The sequence below is a fragment of the Staphylococcus sp. Marseille-Q1834 genome, assembly GCF_916858875.1.
Classification (GTDB): Bacteria; Bacillota; Bacilli; order Staphylococcales; family Staphylococcaceae; genus Staphylococcus; species Staphylococcus pragensis.
Genome location: NZ_CAKASN010000001.1, coordinates 1,372,901 through 1,389,280, shown reverse-complemented (window position 1 = coordinate 1,389,280; position 16,380 = coordinate 1,372,901). Strand labels below are relative to the sequence as shown.

At 35.1% G+C, this 16,380-nt stretch carries 12 protein-coding genes; 5 read left to right on the top strand and 7 right to left on the bottom strand.

Going from position 1 to position 16,380, the window contains the following annotated elements; all coding sequences use genetic code 11:
* The first annotated feature begins 98 nt into the window (after positions 1-98).
* The 3 genes from LIX58_RS06805 (at position 99) to LIX58_RS06795 (ending at position 5,739) form a co-directional block, all read left to right on the top strand.
* Positions 99-1,643: an AbgT family transporter gene (locus tag LIX58_RS06805; protein WP_226386200.1), complete on the top strand. Its 1,545-nt coding sequence runs from the start codon at positions 99-101 to the stop codon at positions 1,641-1,643.
* Positions 1,644-1,933: 290 nt separating this feature from the next.
* A complete protein-coding gene (ppx, locus tag LIX58_RS06800; protein ID WP_226386199.1) occupies positions 1,934-3,475 on the top strand; it encodes an exopolyphosphatase in 1,542 nt (513 codons plus the stop codon).
* A 98-nt stretch (positions 3,476-3,573) separates the two neighbouring features.
* Positions 3,574-5,739 (top strand): RNA degradosome polyphosphate kinase, encoded by a 2,166-nt coding sequence (locus tag LIX58_RS06795; protein ID WP_126565543.1) that lies wholly within the window; start codon positions 3,574-3,576, stop codon positions 5,737-5,739.
* Positions 5,740-6,211: 472 nt separating this feature from the next.
* Here the strand turns inward: LIX58_RS06795 and LIX58_RS06790 are convergent, their stop codons facing one another.
* Both LIX58_RS06790 and LIX58_RS06785 read right to left on the bottom strand, forming a co-directional pair.
* Entirely contained in the window at positions 6,212-7,453 is a 1,242-nt protein-coding gene (locus tag LIX58_RS06790) for an acetylornithine deacetylase (protein WP_226386198.1), read from the bottom strand.
* Between the two features lie 132 nt (positions 7,454-7,585).
* The gene (locus tag LIX58_RS06785; RefSeq protein WP_154837251.1) at positions 7,586-8,281 is read right to left on the bottom strand and encodes an SDR family oxidoreductase; all 696 of its coding nucleotides are present in this window, start codon (positions 8,279-8,281) and stop codon (positions 7,586-7,588) included.
* 185 nt (positions 8,282-8,466) lie between these two features.
* Between LIX58_RS06785 and LIX58_RS06780 the strand changes: the two genes are divergently transcribed.
* Positions 8,467-8,736: a DUF1413 domain-containing protein gene (locus LIX58_RS06780; RefSeq protein WP_154837253.1), complete on the top strand. Its 270-nt coding sequence runs from the start codon at positions 8,467-8,469 to the stop codon at positions 8,734-8,736.
* 157 nt (positions 8,737-8,893) lie between these two features.
* On the opposite strand, the gene LIX58_RS06775 is transcribed toward LIX58_RS06780, so the two are convergent.
* Positions 8,894-9,085 carry a hypothetical protein gene (locus LIX58_RS06775; RefSeq protein WP_126565539.1) on the bottom strand — a complete coding sequence of 64 codons (192 nt, stop codon included), beginning with the start codon at positions 9,083-9,085 and terminating at the stop codon, positions 8,894-8,896.
* A gap of 457 nt (positions 9,086-9,542) precedes the next feature.
* Here LIX58_RS06775 and LIX58_RS06770 point away from each other — a divergent pair, with 457 nt between their 5' ends.
* Positions 9,543-10,757 carry an LlaJI family restriction endonuclease gene (locus tag LIX58_RS06770; protein WP_226386197.1) on the top strand — a complete coding sequence of 405 codons (1,215 nt, stop codon included), beginning with the start codon at positions 9,543-9,545 and terminating at the stop codon, positions 10,755-10,757.
* An 809-nt stretch (positions 10,758-11,566) separates the two neighbouring features.
* Here the strand turns inward: LIX58_RS06770 and galU are convergent.
* The 4 genes from galU to LIX58_RS06750 all read right to left on the bottom strand — a co-directional run bounded on the left by galU (position 11,567) and on the right by LIX58_RS06750 (position 16,302).
* On the bottom strand, positions 11,567-12,433 hold the full coding sequence (galU, locus tag LIX58_RS06765; protein ID WP_154837257.1) for a UTP--glucose-1-phosphate uridylyltransferase GalU: 867 nt from the start codon (positions 12,431-12,433) through the stop codon (positions 11,567-11,569).
* Positions 12,434-12,659: 226 nt separating this feature from the next.
* Positions 12,660-14,018, bottom strand: coding sequence for a gluconate:H+ symporter (locus LIX58_RS06760; RefSeq protein ID WP_154837259.1), 1,359 nt, complete (start codon positions 14,016-14,018; stop codon positions 12,660-12,662).
* Positions 14,019-14,060: 42 nt separating this feature from the next.
* Complete coding sequence (gene gntK, locus LIX58_RS06755) at positions 14,061-15,599, bottom strand: gluconokinase (RefSeq protein WP_226386196.1); 1,539 nt, start codon at positions 15,597-15,599, stop codon at positions 14,061-14,063.
* 22 nt (positions 15,600-15,621) lie between these two features.
* Entirely contained in the window at positions 15,622-16,302 is a 681-nt protein-coding gene (locus tag LIX58_RS06750; RefSeq protein ID WP_154837262.1) for a GntR family transcriptional regulator, read from the bottom strand.
* Between the last annotated feature and the right edge of the window lie 78 nt (positions 16,303-16,380).

Here is a 16,380-nt window from a genome sequence, read left to right as displayed (position 1 = left end):
AAGTAATAAATAATTCTTATATTTAAATTTCTGAATATTGCTATATTTTAAAAATTAGTTTGTTATACTTTACGTTATCTAATAAAGGGGGCCATTTCATGACCACAAATACAAAAGATAAACCATCTTTACTTACAAAGTTTTTAAATGGCGTTGAAAAAGTGGGTAATAAATTACCCGATCCAGCAGTACTCTTCTTTCTTATGTGTGTCGGTTTAGCTGTCATCACATGGATTGTTTCACTATTTAATATCTCAGTTAAACATCCCGGTACAGGGAAACTCATCCATGCTAAAAGTATTATTAGTACAGATGGCATTGCGATGATTATGAATGATGCCATTAAAAATTTCTCTGAATTCCCAGCACTTGGCTTAGTGCTCGCTGTAATGATTGGTGTTGGTGCCGCTGAAAAGACTGGCTACTTTGATAAGCTAATGATTTCTGTTGTGAACAAAGCCTCTAACAAACTGATTTTACCTACGATTATTTTAATTGGTATCTTAGGTAGTTTAGCGGGAGACGCAGCCACAGTGATTTTACCACCACTTGCCGCTATGCTTTTCATTAAGATTGGCTACCACCCTATCGCAGGTTTAACAATGGCTTACGCTGCAGCAGTTGGTGGCTTCGGTGCCAATCTATTAATTGGTATGCAAGATGCACTCGTGTATGCCTTTACTGAACCAGCTACAAAAATAGTTTCAGATAACGTTAAAATCAATGTCGCAATGAACTGGTACTTTATCGCAGCCAGTGTATTCTTAATACTACCCGTGATTTATTTCGTGACAATTAAGATTGTGCTGCCTCATCTAGGAAAATATGATGAAAGTCAATCAGATTTAGATGAGGAGGATGAAACATCATCTAAAGTAACACCTACTGAAAAGAAAGCACTTTTATGGGCAAACATGTCATTTCTTATCTTAGTGATTGCGCTCATTATTTGTTGTATTCCTGAATCAAGTTGGCTGCGTAATCCGAAGACAGGTAGTTTAATAGATGATTCACCGTTAATTAACGGTGTCGGATTAGTTATCTTAGTCCTATTCTTAATTCCTGGCGTCATTTATGGCGTTATGAGTAAACAAATTAAAAGCACAAAGGATTTAGGTACTATGGTTGCAGATTCATTAGGTTCAATGGGTTCATTCATCTTAATTGTATTCTTCGCAGCTCAATTACTTGCCTTTTTACAATGGAGTAACTTAGGCATTATCGTCGCAGTTTATGGTGCTAAATTATTACAACATCAGAATGGTATCGTGCTTATTATCGGTATCATCTTATTAAGTAGTATAGTCAATATGTTAATTGGTAGTGCATCAGCTAAATGGGGTATTCTCGCTCCAATATTTGTACCAATGATGATTTTAGTTGGCTTCCACCCTGCTTTCACGCAAATGATTTATCGTGTGGGTGACTCAGTTACCAATCCTATTACACCAATGATGCCTTATATGCCATTACTGCTTTCTTATGCGCAAAAGTATGATAAAAATATGAAACTTGGTTCATTACTTTCAAGTCTCATGCCATACACCATTGCTTTAGGTATCGCCTGGACCATATTCGTGATTGTCTGGTACTTACTTGGCATACCACTAGGACCAGGTGGCCCTGTTAAAATACCTAAATAAATGGATACAAGAGTTTGAAAATGATTAAATACCACAGTCTAATTTTATAAAGTGATAGTAACTAACTGAATTGAAAGTGTGCTTATATTAAGCATTTTCAATCCCAGTCATCCTTACAGGGAGTGAGACTACGAAACTTTTTCATCAAAGATTTCTGTTTCACTCCTTTTTCATATTATTAAACTAAGATTTCCTTTTGCTCCCTTTTTCAATCCCCAATATTACGGTAAAATAAAAGTATAAATAAGTAATAAAATTCAACACATATTCTAGTCATTGAGGAGGACATGATGGAAGAACGTATAGGTTTAATCGATATTGGTTCAAATACCATCCGATTAGTAATATTTAAATTCGATAAAAATACAGGTCTTAGTGAATTGCTTAATATTAAAACCCCTGCTCGTTTGAGTCAATATCTCACTAAAGATAATAAAATGAGTAAAGAAGGCATACATGTCTTAATCGATGCATTACACAGTTTCAAATCTGTTTCAGATCGATTCAACGTTACAGAGTTGCATCCGATTGCGACGGCTGCAATCCGTCAATCAAAGAACAACGATGAAATTGTAAAAGAAGTGAAGAAAGAAGTCGGTCTTGATATTAAAATCGTACCTGAAAAAGATGAAGCATATTACGGTTACTATGCGATTACACATACGACTGAAATTGAAAATGGTGTCTCAGTAGATATCGGCGGTGGTTCTACAGAAGTCACTCTATTTAAAGACAAAGAACTATTTGAATCACATAGTTTCCCATTTGGTGTTGTCACTTTAAAACGCAAATTCTTTGAAGGCAAAGATCACAATGATAAAAGTGCCATTAAAGATATGGAGAAGTTCTTATCTCAACAGTTTGATACATTAGATTGGTTAAAAGATCAAGAAGTGGCATTAGTTGGTGTAGGTGGTTCTGCGCGAAACGTAGCACGTATCCATCAATCAGAGCACTCTTATCCTATCGGTGGTGTACATAACTATACAATGTCTAATAAAGATATTGATGAAGTGTATGACATTATCCGTAAAAGTTCACGTGATGATTTAACTAACCTAGATGGGTTAAGTCGTGACCGTGTAGACATTATTCTACCGGCTGTATCCGTCTTTAAAACACTTTATAAAAAAGTAGATGCAACACAGTTTACATTTTCAAGAAACGGATTACGCGAAGGCTATGTCATTAAACAAATTCGTGAAAGCTATCCAGATGTGTTCAATAAAAATAATGTGCGCAAAGAGTCCATTCATTTTTTAGCACGTGAATATCATATTGAGGATGTGAGTTCACAAGCACGTTTAAAACTAGCTAAAACTTTACTAGCGCAACTTATTGAGATGCGTGATTTAGATATTAGTGATAACGACCAACGTCTATTTGAAGAAGGCGCTTATATTTATTATCTAGGTAGCTTTATTGATTCAGACTCAAGTTCACCACATACTTACTATATTATCGCGAACTCAATGATTAATGGTTACACACATAAAGACCGTGTGAAACTTGCATTACTCGCTAGCTTTAAAAATAAATCGCTACTTAAGTTTTATTGTAAAGAAACAGAATGGTTTAGTAGTAAAGAAATCGACACGATTCAAACATTAGGTGGCATCATTAAATTCATCAATGCGCTAAATATTTCACACACAAGTTTTGTTGACGATGTGGAATTGAAGAAAAATAAAAAAGGTGAAGATGACTACGAACTAACTGTTTATTACACAGACGGTGAACCTATTGCTGAAGAATATCAAGCGAATAGACAGAAAAAACATATCGAAAAGATACTTAAAGGGAAAGTTTCCATCATCTTTACAAAATCTTAAAATTAATATGCTATCTTAGAATTAGGTCATTCTGCCATTGACTATTAAATCACTATAAATAAAGTATATTTGAGGAAATGACGAGGTGTATTTGGAATATGCAAACTCAATTGGGAGAAAATGATATCAGTTTACCACAATACTACAATAACCGCGAATTAAGTTGGTTGGATTTCAACTATCGCGTACTTCAAGAATCATACGATAATAACAATCCACTACTCGAAAAATTAAATTTCGTGTCAATTTTTAGTTCGAACTTAGATGAATTCTTTATGGTTCGTGTCGCTGGTTTGAAAGACCAAGTAAAAATGGGCTATGACAAACCAGAAAACAAAGCGCAAATGACACCACAAGAACAAGTTGATGCTATCCAAGAAAAAGCAAAAAGATACGTTGATAAGCAATACGAACGCTACAATGAATTAATTGAGGAATTAAAAGATTACGACATCGTGATGTGCAAACCGGATGAACTATCTGACACATTATTAACTAAGTTAGAAAGAGATTTCAAATTAACAATCTTACCAACTTTAACGCCACTTGGCATTGATGCGTACCATCCTTTCCCAAAACTTAATAATAAAAGCTTAAATATCTTCGTTGATATTGATACTGAGGATGCAATTAATTCAGCTATTGTCCAAATTCCTTCACTCATTCCAAGATTCTTAACTTACAATGAAGGAGCTAAACAATATGTAGTTATGGTCGAAGACGTAATTACGTATTTCATTAATTATTTATTTACTGGATATGAGGTTCTAAATACCTTTACTTTCAGAATTACAAGAAATGCCGATTTAACTATCCACGAAGATGGTGCAGAAGATTTATTAATCGAAATCGAACGTTTCTTAAAAGAACGTAAAAGTGGTTCAGCCGTACGTTTAGAAGTAGATGGACGCACAGCTAATCCAGATGATTTAGACTGGTTAATTGAAACACTTGAAGTTGATAAACAAGATGTGTATTTCTTAAACGGTCCATTAGATTTAACATTTATCTTTGGTCTAGTTGGTCATTTATCACATAAATTAAATTATTTAACTTATGAGAAATATACACCACAAATTCCACGTTCTTTAGGCAATAACAATGTGTATGACCTTGCATTAAAACGTGACATCTTCTTCCATCATCCATACGAATCATTCGAACCTATTGTTGATTTCATTCGTGAAGCAGCTGATGATCCAAACACAGTAGCGATTAAACAAACATTATACCGTGTAAGTAAAGATTCACCTATCATCAATAGCTTGAAAGAAGCTGCTGAAAAAGGTAAACAAGTAACTGTACTTGTAGAATTAAAAGCACGTTTCGACGAAGAAAACAACGTTCATTGGGCACGTATGTTAGAAGATGCCGGCTGTCACGTGATTTATGGTATGACACACTTAAAAACACACAGTAAAATCGCTTTAGTTGTTAAACGTATCGGTAACGAATTAACATCATTCGTACACTTAGGTACAGGTAACTATAACGATAAAACGGCTAAACTTTATACTGACATGGGTATCATCACAACAAATAAAGAAATTGCAGAAGATGCGATTAACTTCTTCAACTATTTAAGTGGTTACTCTGTTAAACCAGAATACAATAAATTAATCGTAGCACCATTCGATATCCGTGATGTCTTTATTGATCGTATCGATAAAGAAATTAACAGTCACCTTCAACATGGTAACGGGAAAATCATGATGAAGATGAACTCATTAACGGATAAAGCGATTATTGAAAAGTTATTCGAAGCATCACAAGCTGGTGTGAAAATTCAATTAATCATTCGTGGTATTTGTTGCTTAAAACCAGGTATCCCTGGCATTAGTGAAAATATAGAAGTGGTAAGTATCGTAGGACGTTTATTAGAACACTCACGTATTTATTACTTCCACAATAATGGTGACGAACGTATTTACTTATCATCTGCAGACGTAATGACACGTAATATGATTAAACGTGTGGAAATTCTATTCCCTGTGGAAGATAAAGAAATTGGTAAACGTTTAGTTGAATTTATGGATTTACAATTATCTGATAACCAAAAAGGTCGTTATCAAGATCAAAATGGTGAGTATCACTATGTTGAAAATAATTTATCTCCATTAAACTCTCAAGTTTACTTAATGCAAGAAGCGATGAAGTACGGTCAAGAGTTAAAGAAGCGAGCTGCGCAACCTTCAGGCATGCCCGTCGTTTCTAAACGTCGTGCTGGCTGGATGAACCGTATCCGTCACTCATTTAAGAAATAGTCTTCATACTATTAAAGGCAATGGTCCTTAACCGGGCCATTGCCTTTTTCATTTATCTTTATAGTCGTCTAAGATAGATACTCACTCGTTTAAGTTGTTTCGCGTTCCAGGGGTGCTGTCTCAGCCAGAAATTCCTCACAGATAAATCTGTGGGGATTTCTAAGATCTTCTAAAGCAGTTCTTAAATGAATCACCATTTCACTTAAGTTGAGACGCTTGCCTAGGGGGCTGGGTCGAGCCACTGTCTTGTAAAGTAGTTCTTAGATAGATATTCACTCGTTTAAGTTGTTCCGCTTTCCAGGGGTGCTGTCTCAGCCTGTAGTCTTCGACTAGCACTGCTCCCCTAGGAGTCTGCACAACTACACTTCGTCATCTATCTTAGAACTACTTACGTAAGTGTGTGAGCACTTACGTTCATCTATAATCTAAATCCTTCGAGCGTCACACAACTTCAAACGATAATTCTTCAAATCTATTTCTCTGGATGTTGGTACCAATGTTTTAAAAATGTGTAGAGTACGTCGCTATAGGTGTTTAGCTCTTCTGCTTCTATCTTCTCATCTACGCTATGGGCTTCTTCTAAGCTACCTGGACCATACAGTATCGTTGGTATACCGAAATGGGCTGTCCAACCGCCATCTGTAACTGTCGTGCTCATACCATGTTGCATGTCACTACCATGAATATGACGGTGTGCCTCTTGTAATTGTTTGAATCCAGGGTGATCTAAAGGAATCGTAAAGCTTGGGAAGATTTCGCCTTTATCTTCAATCATAGATTCGCCACCCCATTCAAATTGTAATGGGTTCTCGCGAAGCCAAATATCTGCTTCTGCTACACGGTTTAAGTAGTCTTCAATTTCAGCGACAACCTCTTCATAGCTTTCATTAGGTAAATAATGCACCGTTATCCATAAACGACATTCGTCTGCGATAAACGCTGGATGACGTCCTCCTTCAATAACAGCAGGGTTAATCGTATTCGCACCCGGTGGCATTCCAGGACTATGTTTCATCACTGACCAATGCTGTTCTAGTTCATTTAACGCTTGAATCACTTTCGTCATTTTTTCAATCGCACTCGCACCAAATAATCCACCACCTGCATGAATCGTTTGACTACGCGCACCATCGTGAATGGTATTCTTACTTTTCACCGTAATCCAACCAGTGATTACGCCACCTTGCCCTAGCGCCATATTCTCACTCGTATCTAACACCAACGCTAAATCGGCTTTAGGTCCTATTTCACATGCCAATTTCGTACCCGCTTCGCCGACCTCTTCACCTACGACCGATTGCACAATAATATCACCTTTAGGCTGGCGACCTTCTTGATGCAACTTTTCAAGAACATAGAATAACGATGCCATACCGCCCTTCATATCACTCACACCACGACCATATAACCAACCTTCATGCTCAGTGAGTTGAAACGGCGGATACTCCCAATTCGAGTCATCGTCCACAGACGCCACATCCACATGACCATTCAAGATCAATTTCGGCGCCTCAGGATCCTCACCCTTCAACGTCGCCACAATCACACTATCATTGTCATACAGACGCTCACGCTGAATCTCGAAACCTAAATCACGCAACAACTGCTCAATCTCATTCTGCAAAGGATCCGTATTACGCCCCGGCGGACTCTCCGTATTAAATCGCACCAATAAATCCAATAACTCATAAAGACGTTGTTCCATCTCAGCCACTCCTTCTTTGAAAATGAATACCCTATTACTGCCCTTCACAATAAGTGTATCATTTCAACGCATCACATTCCGTACATAAACAAAAAAGATGCTTCTTGTTCTCCAACAAGAAACATCTTCATTAGTTCTATATTAAACAGGTCGTACTGTAATTTCGTTCACATTCACATGATCCGGTTGCGTTAACGCATAAATCACAGCGTCTGCGATGTTTTCAGGATCAAGTTTCTTACGTCCACCGAAGTCCGTATTCTCTGTCATAGGTGTTGCCACCATGCCAGGATGGATACTTGTCGTTTTGATACCTGTGCGAGCAAGTTCTTTCTCTAGACCATTGAATATCATTAATGCAGCTGATTTAGTCGCACTATATAATGTACTCTCTTTAGATACTTCTGTCGCAGAAACAGAAGCTAAGTTAACTAAATGGCCTGAACCTTGTTCTTCAAATTTAGGTAATATGGCATGGACGCCATATAATAAACCTTTAATATTTGTATCAATCATCGCTTCCCATTCATCTATATCATATTTCGTAATACGTGCTGAAGTATTGATGCCAGCACAGTTTACATAGAAATCGACTTTGCCGAATTTTGCGATAGCATTTTCAACTAAAGCGTCTACGTCATCTTTAAATTTCACATTTGTTGGTGTGATTAGGAAGTTGCCCTCTTCCATGTCTTTAGCTACGTCTTGTAATTTCTCATCGCTACGTCCAGCGAGTACAACTTTAACGCCTTCTTTCGCAAGTGATTTAGCGATAGTTGCGCCAATACCACTGCTCGCACCTGTCACAATTGCAACACGGTCTTTTAATTCTGTCATGTTTACGTCACCCTTTTTTCTAGTTTCATTGATTACCTTTCCTAAATTTTCAAATCCTAAACCCACTTATACCATTCTTTTTGAAAATTCTCAGAGAAAATCACGCGAGTAATTGTAAAAAACATTAAAACGTAATAAAGTTAATATATAGCAAAGTATTGGGCATATAGATAGGAGGATATTCCATGAATTTTGAAGAACGTATTCAAACGTTACGTGCTGAAAAAAGTAGAACAAGTTTTTCATTCCGCTTTGAAGACTTATTTACAGAAGAAGAATGGTTAGACATGTCGGTGAAACAACGTACACGTCAAGAAAGAGAATTTATTTTACGACTGGATCGTATTCCAAATGTGAGAATGCCATTTTCAAGCGAGGATGGAATTAAATTTAAGTTATATAATCAAGAGTATGACTATAACGAAGTTAAGAAGAATTTCAAAGATCAATTTTAAATCATTATAAAATAGAAGCCCGTGTCTCAATTGGTAAGACATGGGCTTTCAACACATTATTCCAGAATGATTAGGGGTATATTTATGTTTATGCCCTCGTTTGCTCACCCGAGGGCATGATTTACTTGAATGTATAGGAGGCCATTCAATTTTGGTGTTAGCTTGTGACTAATGATTTACGTTCGAGTCCGTAGTAATAAAGGCGTTCGGCATCAATGTATGGAATAGAATCGATAGTTAAGTAGCCATCTTTAATATCACCGATCATTCCTTGGTTAACGCCAGTTTTTAAATAAATTTCATAGCTGCCTTCATCAGAAAAAATAACTTCTTCAATCACTTTTCTCATTAGTATCACTCCCATTAATTATTACTCATTCCTTACATTCTTAATAATACACCCTTTTAATAATTTTTAAAGTATTTTGTGATACTTTTCACAAATAGTTCACTTTTTGAAAATAAAACCTAATAAACGTTTTTATGTATATAGTAAATATTTTTAAGATAGATTCTCACTCACTTAAGTTGCTACGCGTTCCTGGGGTGCTGTCTCAGCCTGTAGTCTTCGACTAATGAGCCAGAGTACTAGTTAGGAGGCGTTTATTATAATAATAATTTTTAAAGAACAGAAAAATTATTCATATGAGCAATTAAAAGATAAATTTAATAATATTTCAACCGAAGAATTTGAAGTACTATTAAATAAGTTAATAGATAGTAAAATTATTTCATTAAAAAGAAATGAATCTTCTAAAGAATTATATGAGGACTTTTTAACTTTTGATAATGATGTAAATAAAAAATTGAATGATAGGTATATATTTCGTTTTGTAGGTCTTATTCAGTCTTTCAATAACAATATTATAATTGTTTATCCTAAGTACATTAATGAAAAGAATATTGAAAATGATTTTTATAAAAATAATCAAAAAAAATTAATACAAATTATGAAAGTGATTTCTAAATATAAAAATCGCGTTAATCAAAATCTTATAAGTCCTAATAAAATTGAAGAATTAAACTTTAATAATTTAGGGACAAAAATAAAAATTCTCAATACTTATTTCACTACTGGTCTTTACACTAAAGAAAAAGAAATTTTTAATAATAATGGCCGGGGACAAATATTATGGAATAAGACTGTGAATATAAATACTGCACATATTATAAATGATATCCCTATATATTTAGATTTACAATCAGTCGAAAAAGATATTGACTCTTTTAATATTGTTAGAAATATTCAAATTAGTATTTTAAATTATATCTCTATCCAAATTTCTCCAATTTTAGAAATTTTAAATATACCTAAAGTTATCCTAGATACAATTGAAATTTTTGATAAATCTAAAATTGATTATTATTTGTACATATTGAATAATCAATTAAAAAATGAATTTGTCACTTCCAAACAAAATATTATTGAAGAGTTAATAATATTTTTAAAAAACGAAAGTAAATACCTTACTGATACAATCGAAATTTTTGGTACTACTAATTTTGAATTAGTTTGGGAAGATGTATGTAGTCATACTTATCACAATCATCTTAATTTTTCATTAAAAAGCTTAGGACTTCAAACGAAAAAATCAATTAGTTCTAATTGCAAGTTAAAAGATTATATTGAAAAACCTAAATGGTTAAATAATCAAAATTGTTGGGTTCAGTCTGAAGCTACTTTAGAATTAGATGTTTTAAATATAAACAAACCTTATTTTATTATTTATGATGCAAAATATTATAATATTGAAATAACAAATAGAAGAATTAATAATAAACCCGGAGTAGCGGACATAACCAAACAATATTTATACCAATTAGTATTTGAAGAATTAATAAATACTAATTCATTGATCCCTTATAATTTTTTTATAGTGCCTAAAGATAATTTAGACGAAGACAAGTCAATTTTAACATCAGTATATTTTGATATGTTTGAAAAAATAGGTTTAAAGGCAATTGATGTAATAGGTAGAGATTGTGAAAAAATTTTTGAAGAATACCTTGCCAAAATTTAAATTATTAAATATAGCGAAATAATTGCTTATTTTTATAGTAAATTGTAAGATGATAATGAGTTAGAATATCTCTAACTGATTTAAATTGGAATTTTATTTGCTTTAAGACCTCCTAATTTATACCGAGTTTTATCTTAAATATTATGAATTCACTTTACGTGGTAAAACGAGCTATTAACATAAAATTAATAGCTCGTTTTATTAATATTTTCATAAAATTTCTTATACTAAGACCCAGATTACTTATTTAATCAAAATATTGATATTTTTGGTTAAGAATTTGCTATTAGTTACTCTTTTTAATTGTGACTAACTATAATAAAATGAAATTGTAATAGTTTAATGCACTAATACAATTCAGGGGAAATAGGTTGGATCAATTTCATAATTATTGAGTTCTTCGAAATTGAATACTCCTATAAGGCTATAGTTTTTAACTATTATACAGTTTAAGACTATAGCTTTTTTATTTAAAAATAATGAAAAGATTAAAAAGTGATATTTTTGGTTAAGAAATTGCTATTGGGTAGGGTATTTTAATTAATTTTTATATATTATAATTTATGTATATTAGATTTCGATCTAATATATAGTGAAGGATTTATATTTTAGTGGGATAGATACATAGGTATTAACTCCCTGAAGGCTCATCTTAGCGGAAAATGAGATGGGCCTTTTATTTGAATTTGTATTAAGAATGTTTTTATATTTTAATCCTCAACTTAGTCTTTTATAAGATGAGCTATTTTTAACAATAGGAGAGCCTAAGACATTTAATGCCTTAGGCTCTTTTGCTATAAATTTATTTTTTATATTCCTAGTTCTTTAATGAAATGGATGAGTTCGTCTTTCATTTTTGGGTCTTTTAGGGCATATTCGATAGTTGTTTTGACGAAGCCGAGTTTTTCTCCTACGTCGAAGCGATCGCCGTCAAAGTCGTATGCATAGACTTGTATGTCGTTGTTCATACGTTCGATGGCGTCGGTTAATTGTATTTCATTGCCGGCGCCTTCTTTTTGTGTTTTAAGGTAGTCAAAGATTTCTGGTGTTAAAATGTAACGCCCCATGATTGCTAGGTTTGATGGTGCGGTACCTTGAGCAGGTTTCTCAACAAATTGTTTAACTTCGTAACGGCGTCCATCTTTGTCTAAAGGATCGATAATGCCATAGCGATGTGTAACGTTCTCTGGTACTTCTTGAACGCCAATCACTGAGTGACCTGTTTCTTCATATACGTTCATTAATTGTTTGATAGCGGGTTCTTCTGATTCTACAATGTCATCACCTAGAAGGACCGCAAACGGTTCATCACCGATAAATTGGCGAGCAGTATAAATGGCATGACCTAATCCTTTTTGTTCTTTTTGACGAACATAAAAAATGTTGGCTAAATCTGTTGAATATTGAACTTTTTCAAGTAGATCTGTTTTTCCTTTTTCTTCAAGTACCATCTCTAATTCTTTTTGATTATCGAAGTGGTCTTCAATCGCACGTTTATGTTTGCCAGTTACTATAATAATATCTTCAATTCCTGCGCGAGAGGCTTCTTCCACTATGTATTGAATGGTTGGTTTATCTAAAATAGGAAGCATTTCCTTAGGCATCGCTTTGGTTGCTGGTAAAAATCTCGTTCCTAAACCAGCGGCAGGTATGATCGCTTTTTTAATCTGTTTCAAACTCAAGTAACTCCTTTGTACATTCTGTCTTTTATATCATTTGTTAGTTTATCATTCTTTGGAATTCTTTCCTAGCAATAGCTTGTTTAATTTAACTATGGGTGGTACAAAAGCTACTCTAGTAGTTCCATTTATGGTTGTGTGTCCACTATTTTGTAAATAATCATTTTGTTTTGATAAAAAGACACTCACTAATATTGGTAGTGAGTGTCTTTTTAATATCTTTTTATACAAACAAGCTTATGAATAGGATGAAGATAATGCCTGATACTGAGATGATGGTTTCGAGTAGTGACCATGTTAGGAATGTTTCTTTGATTGTTAGTCCGAAGTATTCTCTGAACATCCAGAAGCCTGCGTCGTTTACGTGTGATAGGATAACGCTTCCTGCTCCAATTGCAAGTACAACAAGTGCAACGTTAACGTCTGAGTGTTGTAATAATGGTAAGACGATACCTGTTGTCGAAATGGCTGCGACTGTTGCTGAGCCTAATGCGATACGCAATACGGCTGCAACTATCCATGCAAGTAAGATGGGTGACATTGTTGAACCTTCAAACATTTTCGCAATTGTATCGCCCACGCCACCGTCGATAAGTACTTGTTTGAATGTACCGCCACCGCCGATGATGAGGATCATCATGCCGATTGGATAAATCGCATCTGTGACTGATTTCATGATGTCATCCATTTTTCTACCGCGGTGTAAGCCCATTGAGAAGATGGCAAAGATAACTGAAATTAACATTGCTGTGCCAGCTGTACCAATGAAGTAAATGATTTGTTCAAATAGATTTTTAGCTTCTTGATGGCCAGTAATTAATTGAACGATAGTTGATAGTAACATTAAGAGCACTGGCAAGATGGCTGTAAAGATACTTAAGCCGAATCCTGGCATTTCAGAATCTTTAAATTCTCTTTGTGAACCTAAAGCCGAAATGTCGCCTTCACGTGTATAAGCTGAAGGGATGATTTTTTGTGCTACTTTGTTGAAGATTGGTCCAGCGATGATAGTGACTGGAATAGCGATGATGATACCGAATAATAATACTTGTCCTATATTGGCTTTTAATTCTTTAGCGATCACGACTGGTCCTGGATGTGGTGGTAAGAAACCGTGTGTTACTGATAAAGCTGTCACCATTGGTAAGCCAAGTTTAAGTGGTGATACTTTCGCACGTTTGGCGATAGTGAATACTAATGGAATTAATAATACTAAGCCCACTTCGAAGAATAGTGCGATACCGACGATAAAGGCTGCAACTAACATTGCCCATTGAACGTGTTTCTGTCCGAATTTGGCAATTAATGTATCTGCAATGCGGTTTGCTCCTCCGCCATCTGCTAGTAATTTACCTAGAATAGCACCAAGTCCAAAGATTAATGCGATGTGACCGAGCGTACTGCCCATACCTGTTTCAATCGTACTCATGACTTTATTTAATGGCATACCTAACAGAATCGCTGTAACAACTGATGTAATGATTAATGAAATAAATGTATTTAATTTTAAGAAAATGATTAATGATAAGAGTAGTAATATCCCAATAACCACGCTAATAAGTGGCCAAATCTCTCCAAACATTGTAAGTCCTCCCTTTGTCTCTTTAAGTTGTGATGTAATGATTTAATTTAAATGCTTACGTTGGAAATCCGCAATTTCTGCGTAGCGTTCTTCTAATGAACGACTAAGATTAATAAAGATTGATACTAATTGTTGATATACTTTAACGGTTTCTTGGTTTGGTTGATGTGCGTTAGTTGTTCCTACCATCTGTTCAATGATGGAAAAGTCTTGAATTTCCCCTAATGCTTTAAGACCTAAGACACATGTACCAAGGCAAGAACTTTCGTAGCTTTCTGGCACAATGAGATCTGTATCAAAGATGTCTGCCATCATTTGACGCCATACTTCACTCTTCGCGAAACCCCCTGTTGCTTTAATCGTACTAGGCGTTTCATTCATCACTTCAACTAATGCAAGATATACCGTGTAAAGGTTGTAAAGTACGCCTTCTAAGGCTGCACGAATCATGTGTTCTTTCTGATGTGATAGTGTTAAGCCAAAGAATGAACCGCGTGCATCTGCGTTCCAAAGTGGCGCACGTTCCCCAGCTAAATAAGGGTGGAAGATTAAACCTTCTGCGCCTGGTTTAACGCGACTTGCGATTTTTGTAAGTACGTCGTATGGGTCTACGCCTAAGCGTTTGGCTGTTTCAACTTCGCTTGCCAAGAGTTCGTCTCGTAACCATCTAAGAATGACGCCACCATTATTCACTGGTCCGCCAATAACATAATGGTCTTCGTCTAACACATAACAGAAGATACGTCCTTTGTAATCTGTACGTGGTTTATTAATGACTGTGCGAATGGCGCCTGATGTACCGATTGTGACGGCAACTTCTCCTTTTTTAAAGCTGTTAACACCAAGGTTTGAAAGTACGCCATCACTTGCACCAACTACGATTGGCGTATTTTCATCAATACCCATTAATGTAGCGTAACGTTTTTTCATACCTGTTAGGATATGCGTAGTTGGAACAAGTTTAGGTAATTGGTTTCTTGAAATTCCTAATAAATTGAGAGCTTCTTCATCCCAATCTAACTGTTCCAAATTAAACATGCCTGTTGCAGATGCCATTGAATAATCGATGACATATTGCTCAAACAGTTGATAGAAAATATATGTTTTGATATCAACAAACATTGCCGTTTGATTATAAATTTCAGGTTGCTCATGTTTCATCCAGAAGATTTTAGATAAGGGAGACATAGGATGAATCGGCGTGCCTGTGCGTTGATAAATTTCATGCCCATTATGTTCTTGAGTGATGCGTTCGGCGTATTTACTTGCACGGTTATCTGCCCACGTAATACTTTCTGTTAATCTTGAATGTTGCGCATCTAGAGCGACTAAGCTATGCATTTGTGCACTGAAAGAAATCAGTTTAATATCTTCTTTCTTAACACCCGCTTTTCGCACAACATATTTCACTGTCATTAACACCGCATCAAATAATTCATCTGGGTTCTCTTCTGAAACATCTACATTTGGCGTATGTAATGGATAGCCTATATTATGTTTCATAATGAATTGTCCATTCTCGTCATATAACACTGATTTTGTACTTGTTGTACCAATATCAACGCCAATCATGTATTTCATAGTATTCCTTCTTTCCTTCTATTTAACGTAACCAGAAACTTTCGATATCTTTCCCCACGTCATCGAAGTTTAAGTGAAACGCCTCTCTTAATTTATCTGAATCGTTATGTTCAATGGCTTCAATAAACACTTCGTGATTGCTGTGAATACGGTCAAAGTCTTCTTTATTATGTGCCATGCGCTCTCTCATTGAGAGTAAGACTAAAGATTCTATAACCGGTTTCAAATGGTTCCAGAACGTGAGTAAATATTGATGATTCGAAGCTTTTATAGTTGCTTCATGAAATTGTATATCGTGTTGCGTAAATGCTTCAGCATCTTCAAATTGTACAGATACTTTCATCATTTCAAGGTGCTTGCGCATTTCTTTGACTACAGGAATACGATCGATATATTTCATTTTTGAAAATGCGAACGACTCGAGCATCAGCCTCAAATCATACAATTCTTTCTTTTCTTGTTCGCCAAATGATAGTACTTTAGCTCCCATACGTTCGAGATGTATTAATTGATCGGTCTGTAATAATTTGAAGGCATCGCGTACAGGAGAACGACTGACGTCAAATTGTTTTGCGATTTGATTCTCGGTAAGTAAGGTATCGCTCTCAATCTCTCCATTTACAATTTGTAAGCGAATTTCAGCAGCTACACCTTCCCCTTTGGTCATACCTCCAAGCCATTGTTCTGGATATCCTTGATTCACAACACTCACCTCTAATTACTACTTACTTCAACTTGTATACAAGTATGTTAATATACTGTTCTTATTTTTGCAAGCGTT

Coding starts and splice junctions, on each gene's coding strand:
- gntK (WP_226386196.1), bottom strand. CDS start 15,599: ATGAAATACATGATTGGCGTTGATATTGGTACAACAAGTACAAAATCA.
- LIX58_RS06775 (WP_126565539.1), bottom strand. CDS start 9,085: ATGAGAAAAGTGATTGAAGAAGTTATTTTTTCTGATGAAGGCAGCTAT.
- LIX58_RS06785 (WP_154837251.1), bottom strand. CDS start 8,281: ATGACAGAATTAAAAGACCGTGTTGCAATTGTGACAGGTGCGAGCAGT.
- ppx (WP_226386199.1), top strand. CDS start 1,934: ATGGAAGAACGTATAGGTTTAATCGATATTGGTTCAAATACCATCCGA.
- LIX58_RS06795 (WP_126565543.1), top strand. CDS start 3,574: ATGCAAACTCAATTGGGAGAAAATGATATCAGTTTACCACAATACTAC.
- LIX58_RS06780 (WP_154837253.1), top strand. CDS start 8,467: ATGAATTTTGAAGAACGTATTCAAACGTTACGTGCTGAAAAAAGTAGA.
- LIX58_RS06760 (WP_154837259.1), bottom strand. CDS start 14,018: ATGTTTGGAGAGATTTGGCCACTTATTAGCGTGGTTATTGGGATATTA.
- LIX58_RS06805 (WP_226386200.1), top strand. CDS start 99: ATGACCACAAATACAAAAGATAAACCATCTTTACTTACAAAGTTTTTA.